Annotated in this window: 14 protein-coding genes; 5 read left to right on the top strand and 9 right to left on the bottom strand. The window is 51.5% G+C overall.

The window, feature by feature from the left end:
- The first annotated feature begins 80 nt into the window (after window positions 1-80).
- The 5 genes from sucA to OQV04_RS14270 all read left to right on the top strand — a co-directional run bounded on the left by sucA (window position 81) and on the right by OQV04_RS14270 (window position 7,997).
- Window positions 81-2,882, top strand: coding sequence for a 2-oxoglutarate dehydrogenase E1 component (sucA, locus tag OQV04_RS14290; RefSeq protein ID WP_001181473.1), 2,802 nt, complete (start codon window positions 81-83; stop codon window positions 2,880-2,882).
- 14 nt (window positions 2,883-2,896) lie between these two features.
- Window positions 2,897-4,114, top strand: coding sequence for a 2-oxoglutarate dehydrogenase complex dihydrolipoyllysine-residue succinyltransferase (odhB, locus tag OQV04_RS14285; protein ID WP_032280525.1), 1,218 nt, complete (start codon window positions 2,897-2,899; stop codon window positions 4,112-4,114).
- Between the two features lie 275 nt (window positions 4,115-4,389).
- Window positions 4,390-5,556 (top strand): ADP-forming succinate--CoA ligase subunit beta, encoded by a 1,167-nt coding sequence (gene sucC, locus OQV04_RS14280; RefSeq protein WP_001048608.1) that lies wholly within the window; start codon window positions 4,390-4,392, stop codon window positions 5,554-5,556.
- Entirely contained in the window at window positions 5,556-6,425 is an 870-nt protein-coding gene (sucD, locus tag OQV04_RS14275) for a succinate--CoA ligase subunit alpha (RefSeq protein WP_000025458.1), read from the top strand. Before sucC ends, sucD begins: the two co-directional genes overlap by 1 nt.
- Window positions 6,426-7,091: 666 nt before the next feature.
- Window positions 7,092-7,997, top strand: a complete 906-nt coding sequence (locus tag OQV04_RS14270) for a LysR substrate-binding domain-containing protein (RefSeq protein ID WP_001214263.1) — start codon at window positions 7,092-7,094, stop codon at window positions 7,995-7,997.
- A gap of 33 nt (window positions 7,998-8,030) precedes the next feature.
- Here the strand turns inward: OQV04_RS14270 and cobO are convergent, their stop codons facing one another.
- From cobO to glmS, 9 genes are all read right to left on the bottom strand, one after another.
- Complete coding sequence (cobO, locus tag OQV04_RS14265; RefSeq protein ID WP_000388207.1) at window positions 8,031-8,633, bottom strand: cob(I)yrinic acid a,c-diamide adenosyltransferase; 603 nt, start codon at window positions 8,631-8,633, stop codon at window positions 8,031-8,033.
- A 9-nt stretch (window positions 8,634-8,642) separates the two neighbouring features.
- Window positions 8,643-10,295, bottom strand: coding sequence for a class I fumarate hydratase (locus tag OQV04_RS14260; protein WP_088375823.1), 1,653 nt, complete (start codon window positions 10,293-10,295; stop codon window positions 8,643-8,645).
- A gap of 107 nt (window positions 10,296-10,402) precedes the next feature.
- The gene (locus OQV04_RS14255; RefSeq protein WP_000724200.1) at window positions 10,403-11,683 is read right to left on the bottom strand and encodes a dicarboxylate/amino acid:cation symporter; all 1,281 of its coding nucleotides are present in this window, start codon (window positions 11,681-11,683) and stop codon (window positions 10,403-10,405) included.
- 160 nt (window positions 11,684-11,843) lie between these two features.
- Window positions 11,844-12,161: a DUF4387 domain-containing protein gene (locus OQV04_RS14250; protein WP_000813947.1), complete on the bottom strand. Its 318-nt coding sequence runs from the start codon at window positions 12,159-12,161 to the stop codon at window positions 11,844-11,846.
- The gene (locus OQV04_RS14245) at window positions 12,158-13,528 is read right to left on the bottom strand and encodes an acyclic terpene utilization AtuA family protein (protein ID WP_032280530.1); all 1,371 of its coding nucleotides are present in this window, start codon (window positions 13,526-13,528) and stop codon (window positions 12,158-12,160) included. Before OQV04_RS14245 ends, OQV04_RS14250 begins: the two co-directional genes overlap by 4 nt.
- Before the next feature lie 3 nt (window positions 13,529-13,531).
- Window positions 13,532-14,773, bottom strand: a complete 1,242-nt coding sequence (locus tag OQV04_RS14240; RefSeq protein ID WP_000695019.1) for a methylaspartate ammonia-lyase — start codon at window positions 14,771-14,773, stop codon at window positions 13,532-13,534.
- Window positions 14,773-16,218 carry a methylaspartate mutase subunit E gene (locus OQV04_RS14235; RefSeq protein ID WP_032280532.1) on the bottom strand — a complete coding sequence of 482 codons (1,446 nt, stop codon included), beginning with the start codon at window positions 16,216-16,218 and terminating at the stop codon, window positions 14,773-14,775. Before OQV04_RS14235 ends, OQV04_RS14240 begins: the two co-directional genes overlap by 1 nt.
- Window positions 16,219-16,236: 18 nt before the next feature.
- Window positions 16,237-17,625 (bottom strand): methylaspartate mutase accessory protein GlmL, encoded by a 1,389-nt coding sequence (gene glmL, locus OQV04_RS14230; protein ID WP_001167713.1) that lies wholly within the window; start codon window positions 17,623-17,625, stop codon window positions 16,237-16,239.
- Window positions 17,625-18,074, bottom strand: a complete 450-nt coding sequence (gene glmS / locus OQV04_RS14225; RefSeq protein ID WP_000710390.1) for a methylaspartate mutase subunit S — start codon at window positions 18,072-18,074, stop codon at window positions 17,625-17,627. Before glmS ends, glmL begins: the two co-directional genes overlap by 1 nt.
- Window positions 18,075-18,283: the final 209 nt, after the last annotated feature.

Raw genomic sequence — 18,283 nt, 5'->3', positions numbered from 1 at the left:
GTGAACCCCGGCACGCACATCACTGTGCGTGGTAGTATCCACGGCGAAGTAAGCATAAAAAAGATGCTTAAGGGATCACGATGCAGAACAGCGCTTTGAAAGCCTGGTTGGACTCTTCTTACCTCTCTGGCGCAAACCAGAGCTGGATAGAACAGCTCTATGAAGACTTCTTAACCGATCCTGACTCGGTTGACGCTAACTGGCGTTCGACGTTCCAGCAGTTACCTGGTACGGGAGTCAAACCGGATCAATTCCACTCTCAAACGCGTGAATATTTCCGCCGCCTGGCGAAAGACGCTTCACGTTACTCTTCAACGATCTCCGACCCTGACACCAATGTGAAGCAGGTTAAAGTCCTGCAGCTCATTAACGCATACCGCTTCCGTGGTCACCAGCATGCGAATCTCGATCCGCTGGGACTGTGGCAGCAAGATAAAGTGGCCGATCTGGATCCGTCTTTCCACGATCTGACCGAAGCAGACTTCCAGGAGACCTTCAACGTCGGTTCATTTGCCAGCGGCAAAGAAACCATGAAACTCGGCGAACTGCTGGAAGCCCTCAAGCAAACCTACTGCGGCCCGATTGGTGCCGAGTATATGCACATTACCAGCACCGAAGAAAAACGCTGGATCCAACAGCGTATCGAGTCTGGTCGCGCGACTTTCAATAGCGAAGAGAAAAAACGCTTCTTAAGCGAACTGACCGCCGCTGAAGGTCTTGAACGTTACCTCGGCGCAAAATTCCCTGGCGCGAAACGCTTCTCGCTGGAAGGCGGTGACGCGTTAATCCCGATGCTTAAAGAGATGATCCGCCATGCCGGCAACAGCGGCACCCGGGAAGTGGTTCTCGGGATGGCGCACCGTGGTCGTCTGAACGTGCTGGTGAACGTGCTGGGTAAAAAACCGCAAGACTTGTTCGACGAGTTTGCCGGTAAACATAAAGAACACCTCGGCACGGGTGACGTGAAATACCACATGGGCTTCTCGTCTGACTTCCAGACCGATGGCGGCCTGGTGCACCTGGCGCTGGCGTTTAACCCGTCTCACCTTGAGATTGTAAGCCCGGTAGTTATCGGCTCTGTTCGTGCCCGTCTGGACAGACTTGATGAGCCGAGCAGCAACAAAGTGCTGCCAATCACCATCCACGGTGACGCCGCAGTGACCGGGCAGGGCGTGGTTCAGGAAACCCTGAACATGTCGAAAGCGCGTGGTTATGAAGTTGGCGGTACGGTACGTATCGTTATCAACAACCAGGTTGGTTTCACCACCTCTAATCCGCTGGATGCCCGTTCTACACCGTACTGTACTGATATCGGTAAGATGGTTCAGGCACCGATTTTCCACGTTAACGCGGATGATCCGGAAGCCGTTGCCTTTGTGACCCGTCTGGCGCTCGATTTCCGTAACACCTTTAAACGTGATGTCTTCATCGACCTGGTGTGCTACCGCCGTCACGGCCACAACGAAGCCGACGAGCCGAGCGCAACCCAGCCGCTGATGTATCAGAAAATCAAAAAACATCCGACGCCGCGCAAAATCTATGCTGACAAGCTGGAGCAGGAAAAAGTGGCGACGCTGGAAGATGCCACCGAGATGGTTAACCTGTACCGCGATGCGCTGGATGCTGGCGATTGCGTAGTGGCAGAGTGGCGTCCGATGAACATGCACTCTTTCACCTGGTCGCCGTACCTCAACCACGAATGGGACGAAGAGTACCCGAATAAAGTTGAGATGAAGCGCCTGCAGGAGCTGGCGAAACGCATCAGCACGGTGCCGGAAGCGGTTGAAATGCAGTCTCGCGTTGCCAAAATTTATGGCGATCGCCAGGCGATGGCTGCCGGTGAGAAACTGTTCGACTGGGGCGGCGCGGAAAACCTCGCTTACGCCACGCTGGTTGACGAAGGCATTCCGGTTCGCCTGTCGGGTGAAGACTCCGGTCGCGGTACCTTCTTCCACCGCCACGCGGTGATCCACAACCAGTCTAACGGTTCCACTTACACGCCGCTGCAACACATCCATAACGGGCAGGGCGCGTTCCGCGTCTGGGACTCCGTACTGTCTGAAGAAGCCGTGCTGGCGTTTGAATACGGTTATGCCACCGCAGAACCACGCACTCTGACCATCTGGGAAGCGCAGTTCGGTGACTTCGCCAACGGTGCGCAGGTGGTTATCGACCAGTTCATCTCCTCTGGCGAACAGAAATGGGGCCGGATGTGTGGTCTGGTGATGTTGCTGCCGCACGGTTACGAAGGGCAGGGGCCGGAGCACTCCTCCGCGCGTCTGGAACGTTATCTGCAACTTTGTGCTGAGCAAAACATGCAGGTGTGCGTACCGTCTACCCCGGCACAGGTTTACCACATGCTGCGTCGTCAGGCGCTGCGCGGGATGCGTCGTCCGCTGGTCGTGATGTCGCCGAAATCCCTGCTGCGTCATCCGCTGGCGGTTTCCAGCCTCGAAGAACTGGCGAACGGCACCTTCCTGCCAGCCATCGGTGAAATCGACGAGCTTGATCCGAAGGGCGTGAAGCGCGTAGTGATGTGTTCTGGTAAGGTTTATTACGACCTGCTGGAACAACGTCGTAAGAACAATCAACACGATGTCGCCATTGTGCGTATCGAGCAACTCTACCCGTTCCCGCATAAAGCGATGCAGGAAGTGTTGCAGCAGTTTGCTCACGTCAAGGATTTTGTCTGGTGCCAGGAAGAGCCGCTCAACCAGGGCGCATGGTACTGCAGCCAGCATCATTTCCGTGAAGTGATTCCGTTTGGGGCTTCTCTGCGTTATGCAGGCCGCCCGGCCTCCGCCTCTCCGGCGGTAGGGTATATGTCCGTTCACCAGAAACAGCAACAAGATCTGGTTAATGACGCGCTGAACGTCGAATAAATAAAGGATACACAATGAGTAGCGTAGATATTCTGGTCCCTGACCTGCCTGAATCCGTAGCCGATGCCACCGTCGCAACCTGGCATAAAAAACCCGGCGACGCAGTCGTACGTGATGAAGTGCTGGTAGAAATCGAAACTGACAAAGTGGTACTGGAAGTACCGGCATCAGCAGACGGCATTCTGGATGCGGTTCTGGAAGATGAAGGTACAACGGTAACGTCTCGTCAGATCCTTGGTCGCCTGCGTGAAGGCAACAGCGCCGGTAAAGAAACCAGCGCCAAATCTGAAGAGAAAGCGTCCACTCCGGCGCAACGCCAGCAGGCGTCTCTGGAAGAGCAAAACAACGATGCGTTAAGCCCGGCGATCCGTCGCCTGCTGGCTGAACACAACCTCGACGCCAGCGCCATTAAAGGCACCGGTGTGGGTGGTCGTCTGACTCGTGAAGATGTGGAAAAACATCTGGCGAAAGCCCCGGCGAAAGAGTCTGCTCCGGCAGCGACTGCTTCGGCAGCGCAACCGGCTCTGGCTGCACGTAGTGAAAAACGTGTCCCGATGACTCGCCTGCGTAAGCGTGTGGCAGAGCGTCTGCTGGAAGCGAAAAACTCCACCGCCATGCTGACCACGTTCAACGAAGTCAACATGAAGCCGATTATGGATCTGCGTAAGCAGTACGGTGAAGCGTTTGAAAAACGCCACGGCATCCGTCTGGGCTTTATGTCCTTCTACGTGAAAGCGGTGGTTGAAGCCCTGAAACGTTACCCGGAAGTGAATGCTTCTATCGACGGCGATGACGTGGTTTACCACAACTATTTCGACGTCAGCATGGCGGTTTCTACGCCGCGCGGCCTGGTGACGCCGGTTCTGCGTGATGTCGATACCCTCGGCATGGCAGACATCGAGAAGAAAATCAAAGAGCTGGCAGTCAAAGGCCGTGATGGCAAGCTGACGGTTGAAGATCTGACCGGTGGTAACTTCACCATCACCAACGGTGGTGTGTTCGGTTCCCTGATGTCTACGCCGATCATCAACCCGCCGCAGAGCGCAATTCTGGGTATGCACGCTATCAAAGATCGTCCGATGGCGGTGAATGGTCAGGTTGAGATCCTGCCGATGATGTACCTGGCGCTGTCCTACGATCACCGTCTGATCGATGGTCGCGAATCCGTGGGCTTCCTGGTAACGATCAAAGAGTTGCTGGAAGATCCGACGCGTCTGCTGCTGGACGTGTAGTAGTTTAAGTTTCACCTGCACTGTAGACCGGATAAGACATTATCGCCTTCTCCGGCAATTGAAGCCTGATGCGACGCTGAACGCGTCTTATCAGGCCTACGGGAAGCACCGATGTAGGTCGGATAAGGCGCTCGCGCCGCATCCGACAAGCGATGCCAGATGCGACGCTTGCGCGTCTTATCAGGCCTACGGGTGACCGACAATACCCGGGAGCGATACGAAATATTCGGTCTACGGTTTAAAAGATAACGATTACTGAAGGATGGACAGAACACATGAACTTACATGAATATCAGGCAAAACAACTTTTTGCCCGCTATGGCTTACCAGCACCGGTGGGTTATGCCTGTACTACTCCGCGCGAAGCAGAAGAAGCCGCTTCAAAAATCGGTGCCGGTCCGTGGGTAGTGAAATGTCAGGTTCACGCTGGTGGCCGCGGTAAAGCGGGCGGTGTGAAAGTTGTAAACAGTAAAGAAGACATCCGTGCTTTTGCAGAAAACTGGCTGGGCAAGCGTCTGGTAACGTATCAAACAGATGCCAATGGCCAACCGGTTAACCAGATTCTGGTTGAAGCGGCGACCGATATCGCTAAAGAGCTGTATCTCGGTGCCGTTGTTGACCGTAGTTCACGTCGCGTGGTCTTTATGGCCTCCACCGAAGGCGGCGTGGAAATCGAAAAAGTGGCGGAAGAAACTCCGCACCTGATCCATAAAGTTGCGCTTGATCCGCTGACTGGCCCGATGCCGTATCAAGGACGCGAGCTGGCGTTCAAACTGGGTCTGGAAGGTAAACTGGTTCAGCAGTTCACCAAAATCTTCATGGGCCTGGCGACCATTTTCCTGGAGCGCGACCTGGCGCTGATCGAAATCAACCCGCTGGTTATTACCAAACAGGGCGATCTGGTCTGCCTCGACGGCAAACTGGGCGCTGATGGCAACGCACTGTTCCGCCAGCCTGATCTGCGCGAAATGCGCGACCAGTCGCAGGAAGATCCGCGTGAAGCACAGGCTGCACAGTGGGAACTGAACTACGTTGCGCTGGACGGTAACATCGGTTGTATGGTTAACGGCGCAGGTCTGGCGATGGGTACGATGGACATCGTTAAACTGCACGGCGGAGAACCGGCTAACTTCCTGGACGTTGGCGGCGGCGCAACCAAAGAACGTGTAACCGAAGCGTTCAAAATCATCCTCTCTGACGACAAAGTGAAAGCCGTTCTGGTTAACATCTTCGGCGGTATCGTTCGTTGCGATCTGATCGCTGACGGTATCATCGGCGCGGTAGCGGAAGTGGGTGTTAACGTACCGGTCGTGGTACGTCTGGAAGGTAACAACGCCGAACTCGGCGCGAAGAAACTGGCTGACAGCGGCCTGAATATTATTGCAGCAAAAGGTCTGACGGATGCAGCTCAGCAGGTTGTTGCCGCAGTGGAGGGGAAATAATGTCCATTTTAATTGATAAAAACACCAAGGTTATCTGCCAGGGCTTTACCGGTAGCCAGGGGACTTTCCACTCTGAACAGGCCATTGCATACGGCACCAAAATGGTTGGTGGCGTAACTCCAGGTAAAGGCGGTACTACCCACCTCGGCCTGCCGGTGTTCAACACCGTGCGTGAAGCTGTTGCTGCTACTGGCGCTACCGCTTCTGTTATCTACGTACCAGCACCGTTCTGCAAAGACTCCATTCTGGAAGCCATCGACGCAGGCATCAAACTGATTATCACCATCACTGAAGGCATCCCGACGCTGGATATGCTGACCGTGAAAGTGAAGCTGGATGAAGCAGGCGTTCGTATGATCGGCCCGAACTGCCCAGGCGTTATCACTCCGGGTGAATGCAAAATCGGTATCCAGCCTGGTCACATTCACAAACCGGGTAAAGTGGGTATCGTTTCCCGTTCCGGTACACTGACCTATGAAGCGGTTAAACAGACCACGGATTACGGTTTCGGTCAGTCGACCTGTGTCGGTATCGGCGGTGACCCGATCCCTGGCTCTAACTTTATCGACATTCTCGAAATGTTCGAAAAAGATCCGCAGACCGAAGCGATCGTGATGATCGGTGAGATCGGCGGTAGCGCTGAAGAAGAAGCAGCTGCGTACATCAAAGAGCACGTTACCAAGCCAGTTGTGGGTTACATCGCTGGTGTGACTGCGCCGAAAGGCAAACGTATGGGCCACGCGGGTGCCATCATTGCCGGTGGGAAAGGGACTGCGGATGAGAAATTCGCTGCTCTGGAAGCCGCAGGCGTGAAAACCGTTCGCAGCCTGGCGGATATCGGTGAAGCACTGAAAACTGTTCTGAAATAAATATCTGTAATAAGAAATAGCCCTCGCCGCTTCCCTCTACAGGAATGGCGAAGGGCTGTCGGTTTCGACATGGTTGGCCATCGTATGATGGCCTTTTTTATGCCTTAAACGGTTAACCACGGTCGAAATCTGACTGCAGGCTTGACTGCATGACCACAGCCACTGTGGATTGCCGCAACCGACCGCAAGCCACGAATAAGAACGACGGCGAATTTCGAATCGTTACCTGATGCACTGGCTTCCCAGCGTTTGACCGTAGCGTTAAGTAAATCAACAAAAGCGATGTTCACCGCTTTTCGTCAAGTCGTGCCATTTGTCAGCCAGGATCGGGTCTTTACCCCGGATATTGCAGCATCGCAAAAATTCTTAGAGGGATATGCTATAAATCAAAAATAAAATCTTTGTTGATTGTTTATCATAATATCCACAGATATGATAAATGATATCAATTTAATAATTTTCACTTAATGTGATTCCGGATAATTCGAAAGGCGCTGTGCTTTTCGGATTATTATTATCTGATTAAGATATTTGTCACGCCAGGCTTACTGGTTTATAAATGTCAATCATGATTCTTATAAATTATTTATTGCTGCTTTGGTTACCATTACTTCGTAATAAGTAATGTATTTTTGATTGTTTAAACTATTTTTAAGGGACGGCATTATGCGAGGGAAAATACCTAAAACGGAACTGCTGGTGACTTTTGAGGTCGTCGCACGTCATGAAAGTTATACCAGAGCGGCAGAGGAGTTAGCGTTAACCCAAAGTGCAGTATTCAGACAAGTAAGTGCGCTGGAGGAATTTTTACGTACTCCGTTATTTTCACACTCTAAAAAACGTATTTTTCTTAATGATGCAGGGAAGTATTATCTGGGGATAGTAAAAGAAACATTAAATAAGCTGGAACGCGATACCAATACCATTATGACCTGGCAGCCTACGGTTCAGGTTATTGAACTTGCCGTTAATCCTACTTTTAGTACCCACTGGTTAATCCCAAATTTACATGAATTCACAAAGTTACATCCCGATATTATTGTTAATATTCATTCTTTAGCTAATAACGGCGATTTTCTTAATCGGGAGTACGATGCTGTCATTATGCGCGAAAATTTTTGCGCGCCCTGGGCGGAAGTAGAATATCTCTTTGATGAGGAGATTTTGCCGGTATGCAGCGGCAGTTTGCTTGCAATGTCCGATCAAAAGCTGTCAGTGGCAGAACTGCTTACTGAGTTACCGCTTCTGCATCAAAGCACCCGTATTACTGGCTGGGAAGAGTGGTTTGCTTTATCTGGCGTTAGCAGTCCGCTGGTCAATAACGGACCACGTTTCGATTTGCTTTCAATGCTGATTGCCGCCGTGCGCTCTAATCTCGGCGTGGCGCTGTTACCACGTTTCGCTATTCAACATGATTTGGATAGTGGCGATATGGTGATTCCCTGTGATGTGCCTATTCGTACCGGTAATCGTTTTATTATGACGTGGCAGGAAGAGAAGTCTGACTCACCGCACTTGCAGCAATTTCGTGAATGGTTGCTGGCGAAATCGGTCGTACCGCAGGAGATGTAAAACCTGCGCCTGGCGGGATGCCAGGCGCAGTTATTACCAGTCGATACCCGGCTGGGCCTGAATGCCGTTATCAAAAGCATGTTTGACGGGGCGGATTTCGCTTACCGTATCCGCCATTTTTAATATCTGACTGTGGCAACCGCGTCCGGTGACAATGACGCTTTGTTGTGCCGGGCGGTTTTGCAGAGAAGCGATCACTTCTTCGGTATCCAGATAATGGTAAGCCAGCATATAGGTCAGCTCATCAAGCACCACTAAGTCGTAACGCTTGTCAGCCAGCATCCGTTTGCTTTCCGACCAGACCTCTTTCGCCGCGTCGATATCCGCTTGCCGGTTCTGTGTCTCCCAGGTAAAACCGGTTCCCATAATATGAAACTCAACCCCCAGCGGCTGGAGAAGGTTGTATTCGCCGTTGTCCCATTGCCCCTTGATGTACTGCGCAACCCCCACCGTTTTGCCATGACCCACCGCGCGCGTCACAGTACCAAACGCGGCAGTGGATTTCCCTTTGCCGTTGCCGGTGAAAACAATCAAGATCCCTTTTTTCTCTATCGCCGCTGCGACGCGCGTATCGACCTGTTCCTTCAATTTCTGTTGGCGCTGCACATGCCGTTCAGTTGAAATTCGCGCTTCCATTCATTTTCCTTAATGTCCCGCAGGGCAACTGGCGCAGCGATGTTGCTGCTCAAACTGACTAAAGAAATTATTGCCTTTATCATCTACCAGGATGAATGCGGGCAGATTTTCCACTTCCATCATCCACACCGCTTCCATACCCAGCTCCGGGTATTCCAGGCAACGCAAACTTTTGACATATTCTTGCGCCAGTAACGCAGCTGCACCGCCAATACTTCCCAGATTGAAGCCGCCATGTTTGTGACAGGCATCGGTGACCTGCTGGCTGCGGTTACCTTTCGATAACATCACCAGACTGCCGCCGGCCGCCTGGAAGGTATCGACATAACCGTCCATTCGACCGCCCGTGGTTGGACCCAGTGAACCGCAGGCCATGTTCTCCGGTGTTTTCGCCGGGCCAGCGTAATAGACAATATGATGCTTCAGGTACTCCGGCATCGATTCGCCGCTATCCAGCCGCGCTTTTATTTTGGCGTGGGCGATATCGCGCGCCACTACGATGGGACCACTTAACGACACGCGGGTACCTACCGGTAATCTGGCGAGATCCAGCATCACGTCACGCAACGGACGGTTTAGATCCAGTTGTACATGTTGCGCGTGATTTTCTTCCCGCAATGAGGCTGGAATATATTGCCCCGGATTGTGTTCGAGTTTTTCCAGCCAGATACCGTGTTTGTTAATTTTTGCTTTGATATTGCGATCGGCAGAACAGGAGAGCGCCATAGCTATCGGGCAAGAGCCACCGTGACGCGGCAGACGAATGACGCGAATATCATGAGCGAAATATTTCCCCCCAAATTGTGCACCAATACCAAATTGCTGACTGGCCTCGAGCAACGCTTTTTCCAGCTCAATATCACGGAATGCTTGTCCCTGCTCGTTTCCGCTGGTGGGCAAATTGTCGTAATATTTCGTTGAGGCCAGCTTGGCAACTTTTAAGGTTTGATCGGCTGAAAGCCCTCCGACGACAAAGGCGATGTGGTAAGGCGGGCAGGCAGCGGTGCCCAGCGATTTCATTTTTTCGATTAAAAATGCGGTCAGTTTTTCTGGTTGCAATAAGGATTTGGTTTCCTGATAAAGCGCGGCTTTATTGGCGGAGCCGCCCCCTTTATTAACACAGAGAAAATGGTACTCATCACCAGCGACAGCGCTGATATCAATCTGCGCCGGGAGATTGGTTTGCGTATTGACTTCGGTATACATATCCAGCGGCGCATTTTGTGAAAAGCGCAGATTATTTTCCTGGAAAGTACTGTAAATGCCTTTGCTTAAGGCTTCAGCGTCGTTACCTCCCGTCCATATCTGTTGCCCTTTACTGGCAACAATAGTTGCGGTGCCGGTATCCTGACAGTTGGGTAATACCCCTTTTGCTGAGACTTCAGCATTACGTAATAACTGCAACGCAACGTATTTATCATTACTACTGGCCTGCTGATCGTTAAGAATGCTGGCGACCTGTTGCAAATGAGCGGAACGTAAGAAAAAAGAGGCTTCATAAAATGCCTGCCGGGCAAGCAGCGTTAATGCTTCAGGAGCGATTTTTATCACTTCTTCGCCGTCTAATTCCGTTACTGTAATATGCTGATCGCTAATTAATGTATATTCTGTACCGTCTTTATTTTGTAGAAACGGTTCTTGCCAGATAAATGGTTTGGACATATTTCACTTTTCACCTTAAACGTTAGTGTTACTTAATTGCCGTCTAACTTCATGATCCGGCTTATAAAAATGCGTAGTCATTGGCTTCTGATTGCTTAAGATCCCCCTCAGGGCAGAGCAACGTTCGATTCATTGGGTTTTAATGCTTTACCCCGACAGCCCTCGCCGAAATGTTCGCCTTCCCACCGACTCACCATCGCAGCGCCCATTGCGTTGCTCATGACGTTTGTCGCGGAACGCCCCATATCAAGGAACGGATCAACGCCCATCAGCAAGATCAGCCCCGCTTCCGGAATATTGAACTGGTTGAGCGTGGCGGCGATAACCACCATTGAGGCGCGTGGTACGCCAGCCATTCCTTTCGAGGTCAACATCAGGATCAACAGCATGGTGATTTGTTCACCGATGGATAAATGGATATTGCAGGCCTGGGCGATGAAAACTGTGGCGAAGGAGCAGTAGGCCATTGATCCAACGAGATTAAATGAGTAGCCAATGGGTAAGACAAAGCTGGCAATTTTGGGGGAAACGCCAAATTGCTCCAGTTTTTCAAGCGTTCCCGGAAAAGCCGCTTCAGAACTGGATGTGGTAAATGCCAGCAGGGCGGGTTCCGAAAGGGCGCGGGTCAGGCGTCTGATGCAGGGGCCGACATAAACGATGGCCAGACCGATAAGCAGCACCCAAAGTAATAACATGGTGAAATAAAATTCACCCATAAAGATCCCGGCGCTCACCATAACTGCCAGTCCTCGTTCAGCAATCAATGCTGAAATAGCAGCGAATACGGTCAGGGGAGCGAAGAGCATGACGTAGCCAGTGAGCTTTAACATGGCATGTGCCAGCGAATCTAAGGCGTGAACGATGGCGCTGCCTTTCTCGCCAATCGCCGTCAGGCTACAGCCGAGGAAAATTGAGAACACCACGATTTGCAAAATTTCATTGTGCGCCATGGCATCGACAATGCTGGTGGGGAAAGCATGCGAAATAAATACTTTTAGCGTAAAGGGTTCTGCCGCGACCACTCCGGTGGTTTCGGCACCGTGTGCAACAAAATTAATTCCTGTACCTGGCATGAAGAAATTTACCGTTATCAAGCCTAAGGCAATTGACAGCAATGAGGCGCAAATAAATAAAAAGAGTGTTTTAGAAAAAATACGACCAAGGGCTTTGGCATCGCCCATTTTAGCAATACCTACCACCAGGGTAGAGACCACTAACGGAGCGATAATCATTTTTATCAGTCGTAAGAAAATCGTCGTGAATATCGATATTTCTTGCGCATAGAGTTTTGCGGTTTCCGGTGAAGCAGTGTTATTGAGCACTACGCCGATAATCATTCCAAGTACCAGCGCCAAAAGAATCATCGTGGTTAAACTTATTTTCTTCATTTTTTCCTCCATCAGGTGCACGGCGATAAATCAGAATCAGGAGAAGTAGATGCCTGAATAGAGATTCAGGCATCTACCTGCTATTACAACCTTACAAATAGCTGAAGTGTTGAACTGCAATAAGTGACGGGATGTCAGTTGGCTAAAAGTATTCGGATTTTTACAAATCGAAACTCATATTTAATAAAGGTGCATGTTGCTGTGCACCATAGACATCATTGTCACCTACATTCCCGGAGATAATATCTCGTGGCATGACGATTTTTACTGCGTTAGAAGGATCAAACCAGACAATACGATGAATAAAGTCAGGTTCAACATGATATAAGCGCGCAATCAGTTCTGGGGTTAATTGCCCTGATGATTTAACTCGCTCATAGTTTTCTTTCGTTTTAAATAAAATATCTAAAACCAGTTCGTAAGGTCCGGCATTTTTCGAACGAATGACTTGCGCCAGTGAGACAATTGACTGTTTCATGCCTGAACTCCTTCTGGCGTCACCTGTTCAATATGGAAATCAAAACGCAGAGCGTCGTTGGCTTCAATCAGGTGATATATGGAAAATTCGTATACCGGCCCGCCCTGGATATCAGAAGGGGAGAACGGGAACGCCAGGTTGCCTGCGGTAGCGATGCGGTTTTCATAGCCGTAGTGCAGCATGGTAGAGCGCACCAGCGAGCAAACGCTATTGGCAATTTCCTGGGTCGGTGCAACTACATCAAGGACAATCCCCAGCTCATGCCCGGCAGTTTGCATCGGTTCATGGTCGCCCATCACCCCGTTTTTACCGTACAGGTGGAAAATGATGCGAATGCTGTCATCGTCTAACGACAGGTTACGCGAAACGCTGGTTTTGACTTCATCGATGATTTTATCGATCCCGGCGATCATGATCGGGTCGCGCGTTCCGGCGATGGTCAGACAGCGGAAGCCCACCCGTCGCGCACCTTCCAGTTTCAGGGCATACGGCGTTTCTTCATGCTTAGAACCGCTGACGTACACTTCGCCGTCATTGACTGCTTTAAATGTGCAGCCTTTCAGGTTCAACACGCCGCCAGGTCCTGGCAGGAAGTAGGGATCGGATTTCTCATACAGTGTGTGTGCAGCTGCTGACGTTTCGGTAAATTTACGCTTCGGATTAAATGTCTTCAGCGTAAAGCCGTTGTCATCAATGATGCCCATCGCACAGTCAGAGCCTGAGCCGGGCGTTGCGGCGATTGCTGCGCACTCAAGGATTTTCCCACAATGCAGCGCCAGACCTTCATCAAAGCCTTGCATGATCGGTAGCGCAGCAAAGCAGGCCGGGTCGTAAGCGCGCCCACCCAGCACCACTTGCGCGCCTTCTTTCAGCGCCCGCTGGAAGGGTTCGATGCCCATTTGCGCGACGATATACGTACTTTCGTCAATCGCGTCGTGGGTTAACGGCGGGACAAAATCCAGCGCCGTGATTTTGCCGTTATCCAGCGCCTGGTGGACGATGGCTTTGTCAACGTCTGCCGGGATCAACGCCATCGAGAACGAGAGGTGCTCTTCCTGGGCAATCTCATGAATTATTTCTCGGCACCACTCCAGGTGTGGTGCGGCACCAGAACCGCCAGCCGTTCCGATCACCACCGGTATATTATTTTGCACGCCTGCGGTGATCATATAGCGCAGATCGCGCTTGACCCCTGCGCGATCGGTAAACGGTTTGCCTGCCCCGAGGTAGTGGGGGCCTGGATCGGAAGAGCCTGCATCAACGGCGATCAGATCGGGCGATTCTGCCATCGCTTTACGGAAGCTCTCTTCCGGGAATCCATACCCGAGGATTGCCGTTGGCGATAAGACTTTAAAAGAACGAGCCATTTGTTAATCCTTAGCCTGCAACAGCGCGATAGTACGATTCATTTCGTTGAAGACGATATCGAGGCCTTCGTCAAAACCCATCCCTGGTTTTACCAGCATACGCATAGGGCGAGCGGCAAGGGCGACGTGGACACAGGTGCGGGCACTAACATCAGTTTCATTGCAGGTGCCGCCCTGGTACGCTTCCATGCTGTGGCTGTTGCAGTAAAGAACCGCATCGACGATGTTGTGAATACTTCCAAGATCCGGGGTTTTGATTTGCACCATGTGACAACTGGCGGCATCAGTGAAATCAACAATATCCTGGTAGGTGTTACACCATTCATCGGCCACAATTTTCACGCCGGAACCGAGGCGCGTCAGCTCTTTGGTAATCGCGGTCAGCAGGCGAATTTGGTCGGGCTTGTTACCGGCATCGACCGGCCCTTCAATGTAGAGCGGCAGGCCTTGCGCTTCTTTTTCCAGGCTGGCGATGTATTGCGCACAGCGAAGCGGATCCATATCGAAGATCAGACCGATAGTGCCGTATACATCGATGTGCAGGGTAGGGTGGTAGCGTGCGCTGGTGCGCTTGCTCAGAATGCGATCCGACAGCCAGCGGACATATTCGCGCAGTTTTTCACCTTTAAAGCCCAGCTTCTCTTCGACGTTATTAATCAGCGCATGGGGCAGCACGTCGATGCCCTTAAGGATCATCTTATCGACGGCGATATATCGATCGTCGCCGCTCTGGCCAAATAATGGAATGGATTCCGCCACGTGTGGCAACTGCCATTCATCACAGACCACTTCAGTTTTCAGACGGCCGGTTGCCAGCGCAGTAGCATCAAGCAGCGCCTGTGATAATCCGTAGCGCACGGCGGTATGCAGCAAGTTGCCGTCAATACGCAGTTTGTCGAAGAAACGGGCATTCGGCAGGAAAGCATCCACATCGCGGCCTACCAGTAATGGCTTGATATGGTCGTTGAGGAACGGAATAAAGTGCTCTGCGAGGAACAGTGGATCGCGACCACCTGCCCCGGAATACTGTACGGCAGCACAGTCACCTACAGCGACCGCGCCGTTTTCCAGAATCAACTGTACCGATACGCACTCCCCGGCCTGACGAACGGCGTTAAACCCCTGTGTTACCGGCTCCCCGGTATAAAAAAAGCCGTCATGACCCGCTCCGTTTTTTATCGCCTGCTGGTCATCGAAATAGAATGAGGAGTAGCCAGCGGTGAACAGAGCCTGTTTTATTTTCATTATGGTCTTTCTATTAATTTACTGTGGGATACAGCATTGATGTCATCTACAACCATCTGGAATGTCGGTTGGCGTCCTTCAAAGCGTGCGCGTTCCGCGACGTAATCGTGGTGGAGGTCGAGAATATCTTTTGGCAATGGAACGGCTCCGGCTTCCAGTACGCGTATCGCGCCGGTGTTGTCACGGACCGGAAGAATATTGCCCGCGTTGCAGGCGGCTGGCGCAAACGGCACATCCAGTACGCCCGCTTCAAATGCCAGCACCGTACCGCGCGCAATATCACCATTACCCAGTTCGAACACTTTATTCAGTACCGCGCGAACCTCGCTCTTAATCAGTTCAATTTCCAGTTCAACCGCAGGGCACGGCGGGAATTTCTGCTCATTGACCATGTTGAGCATCTGGCGGGAGGCTTTCAGCCCCTGAATGTTGGCAGCGGCAGTCGGGATACCCCAGGCTTCGTGCGGACTTTTGGTGATGACTTTGGTGGCACCAGACATCCCCGCGACGGCTGCGCCCCAGGAGATAATAGCGAACGCTTTCGATTCGTCTTCCGGAAAGCCGCCCATCCACTGGTGAAACACGGTACTCAATTCATAGTCGGTATAGCCATAGCTCTGAAAGTATTCGTGTGCAAGTTCACGCAGAGACTGGATCGCCGCAACATCCTGCGTCAGGCTGCCGACCTGGCCATAACCAACGGTGATAGATTTCACACCCTGTTCCAGTGCCAGCAAGCCTTCGATTATCGCGATAGAGTGCGAGATAAACGGCGGGATCAGCGTACCCGTTAGTGGGCCAAACGGTTCGCGGTTGATGCGGATCCCGTGTTCTTCATACATCCCCATTAAACGGTCGCAGTACTGCCAGTCGCGGATCGATTTTTCCAGCGTTACGCGTTTGGCATACGGAATGTTGTAGGAAATGCCACCGCCTTCATAACTGGTAAAGCCGCTGGCCATTGAGATTTCAGCCAGCAGACGCGCATCTGGCGTGCCGTGGCGGATCTGTAGCGGTTTTTGCAGGGTTTCGGTGAGGCGACGGCAAGCTGCGACACCATGGTTAACTACCGGTAAACCGTTCAGTTTAGAGGTTCCGGCTTCGATGGATTTTTTAATCCCTACAGCCGCTTCTTCGTACCGATTCAGACGGGTATATGCATCGATGGTGCTTGGCAGCAGATCGCACTCTTCTTGTAGTGTTTTCAGCAGTTCGATGTGTTCGTCCATCAGCGCCACACCTGCGCGCGGTTGGCTAAGGGTTTTACCTTCCTTGTCTGCTTTCAGCAGCGCAAGAGAGAAGCGTTTATGCTCAGGGATGGTTTGTTGGTATTTAACGCCATCTTCAAAGATTTCAACATCCTTGCCGGTTTCCCAGGTTTTCAGTACCTGTTGCCGCTCGGTCATGAATTCGTCATGGGTTAATTTCTTATTTCGAAGTTCCATTGATTGCAGCCTTAATTGTTATAGGGTTAAGCATTGAATACTGGTGCGCGCGGCGGCCAGCGGATCGACTCTGGCGACGTTTGCCAGCAGTGGTAATAGCCCCCGGGAATCGCGGTAATATTCAAATTCGGTCGGTAAGAGAATGCGTTTACCGTCGTCGTTTAACTCGCGGTATTTCAACCAGTGATGCATATCGAACTGACTGGCACGCGAGAGCCATCCGCCGGATCCGACGACTTTACGCACGGTTGTCAGGTCACGTCCCATCTGTAAATCGACATTGCCGACGCAGGTGCAGACCTCTTTTTTGGTGCCCGCATGTCTTTCGGTGGCATAACCCACACACAGTCCGGCCAGGACGGTATCGAAATATTTCTCTTCTGCATTTGCGGGTAAGTAGTCGGGATGAGCGACTAGATGACGGAGGTAATGATAAAAAGCGTCCAGCTGTGCGGGTTGCTGAGCAAAATTCACATTGACTAACTCTTTCGCACTTTCACCAACCACCACTGCCGAGACGCGCATTCCCAGATCGCCTTCCACCGTCCGTTTTACGAAGGGTTCCGGTACGCCGTGTAAAACGGTGTCGGGCGAGAGCGTGTTGGCACAGGCGGAATAAACATCGGTGGTTGCGCCGCCCATGTCGATCAGCATGAACTCTTTCCAGCTGTGATCGACGTTACTGATTGCCTTGACCAGTTCAAAGACCGTCCATGGTGTCGGCATTGGTTCTTCGCCTGTTTTATCAACAATGACATCCAGCCCTTTCCCTTTAACGATGCGTTTAAGGAATATGTCGCAAATAGCCTGGCGTGCGGCTAAAGGGTTCGGATGGTCAAGATCGGGCAGAACATTGTCGACGATGGTCAGGTCTTTATGCCCGAGGATCTCCTGCACCTCGTCCTGAATATCCCGGTTTCCGGCATAAATAATGGCGCAGTCGAGTTTGGATTCTGCCAGCACACGGGCGTTATTCAGTCCGTAGCTTTCTTCTCCGCCGTCGGTGCCGCCGGTGAACAAGAGAATATCGGGCTGCGTTTCTTCCAGTGCCTGGATATCACGGCGGTTCAGCTTGTAGGCGTAATATTGCGCAATTTTAGCACCCGCAGAGTGAGCGGTTACTTTCGCGGTTTCCAGGGTGATAGAAGGCACCAATCCCATTGCGGCAACCGCCAGCCCACCTTTGGCAGAGGAGGAATACTTCAATGCAACCTCACCGCTGTTTAACAGGGGGAGGGCATTATCTACGTTTAACACCTGGTTCAGGCTGGAGAAAAACCCCTTCGCCAGATGATGGGTGGTGGTTGGGGTCAGTACGTGGTTAACCAACGTTAACGCGTCCCCCTCCCGGGTGAAGAGGGCTGCTTTGGTCCACGTCGATCCAATATCGACAGAGACGATTTGCATCAGATAGCCTCTTCAAGAATACGAGTATCAACGTCATGACGTTGGTTGATATCGTGGGCCATCAGCTGACAAACATCTTCTAAGTCATGACTTGGGGCAAAGACGCGATCAAATCCCATCTCTTTGAATTTGGTTTCCACGTCAGCGAAGTCATGTTTTCCGACCACCAGGTTACCGCCCACATAGAGCAGGATGTCCCCCAGTCCACGCTCGATGCAGCGTTCGCGCATGCCCAGACAGTCGATATCGCCATGCCCATAGATAGAGGAGACGACAATCGCGTCAGCGCCAGTTTCAATGGCCGCATCAATATATTCGTCCTGGCTGACCATTACGCCCAGATTAATGACTCTGAAGTCGTGGTTGCTAAAAACGCGGTCCAGAACTTTATTGCCTACTGCATGGCAGTCCGCGCCAATAACGCCAATCACAAGTGTTGCTTTCTTCATGGGTAATCCTTTGTAAGACAGAGAGTAAAATAAGTTACACACGTCGTATTTATGGCCGTTCATAACGGCACAGGTTTAATATCACAGGAGTGTCTTTATCTGACCGTAATGTTGCAATTGATCTATTTTCAAAATGTCTTTCGGGAAATGATTGTTTAAAGTGTGTTTTTAAATTCCCATGTTAATTCAGTATGTTATGTCAACTAATG

Source organism: Escherichia sp. Lx600-2, from assembly GCF_036662595.1.
In the GTDB taxonomy this organism is placed as follows: domain Bacteria; phylum Pseudomonadota; class Gammaproteobacteria; order Enterobacterales; family Enterobacteriaceae; genus Escherichia; species Escherichia coli.
Note: the sequence above shows the minus strand (reverse complement) of the source record. Positions and strands in the feature narration are given on the sequence as shown.

Excerpts from the sequence above, each read along its gene's own strand:
- glmS (WP_000710390.1), bottom strand. The coding sequence starts at position 18,074 with ATGAAGAAAGCAACACTTGTGATTGGCGTTATTGGCGCGGACTGCCAT.
- OQV04_RS14270 (WP_001214263.1), top strand. The coding sequence starts at position 7,092 with ATGCGAGGGAAAATACCTAAAACGGAACTGCTGGTGACTTTTGAGGTC.
- OQV04_RS14240 (WP_000695019.1), bottom strand. The coding sequence starts at position 14,773 with ATGAAAATAAAACAGGCTCTGTTCACCGCTGGCTACTCCTCATTCTAT.
- sucA (WP_001181473.1), top strand. The coding sequence starts at position 81 with ATGCAGAACAGCGCTTTGAAAGCCTGGTTGGACTCTTCTTACCTCTCT.
- odhB (WP_032280525.1), top strand. The coding sequence starts at position 2,897 with ATGAGTAGCGTAGATATTCTGGTCCCTGACCTGCCTGAATCCGTAGCC.
- OQV04_RS14245 (WP_032280530.1), bottom strand. The coding sequence starts at position 13,528 with ATGGCTCGTTCTTTTAAAGTCTTATCGCCAACGGCAATCCTCGGGTAT.
- OQV04_RS14250 (WP_000813947.1), bottom strand. The coding sequence starts at position 12,161 with ATGAAACAGTCAATTGTCTCACTGGCGCAAGTCATTCGTTCGAAAAAT.
- glmL (WP_001167713.1), bottom strand. The coding sequence starts at position 17,625 with ATGCAAATCGTCTCTGTCGATATTGGATCGACGTGGACCAAAGCAGCC.
- sucD (WP_000025458.1), top strand. The coding sequence starts at position 5,556 with ATGTCCATTTTAATTGATAAAAACACCAAGGTTATCTGCCAGGGCTTT.
- OQV04_RS14235 (WP_032280532.1), bottom strand. The coding sequence starts at position 16,218 with ATGGAACTTCGAAATAAGAAATTAACCCATGACGAATTCATGACCGAG.
- OQV04_RS14260 (WP_088375823.1), bottom strand. The coding sequence starts at position 10,295 with ATGTCCAAACCATTTATCTGGCAAGAACCGTTTCTACAAAATAAAGAC.
- OQV04_RS14255 (WP_000724200.1), bottom strand. The coding sequence starts at position 11,683 with ATGAAGAAAATAAGTTTAACCACGATGATTCTTTTGGCGCTGGTACTT.
- sucC (WP_001048608.1), top strand. The coding sequence starts at position 4,390 with ATGAACTTACATGAATATCAGGCAAAACAACTTTTTGCCCGCTATGGC.
- cobO (WP_000388207.1), bottom strand. The coding sequence starts at position 8,633 with ATGGAAGCGCGAATTTCAACTGAACGGCATGTGCAGCGCCAACAGAAA.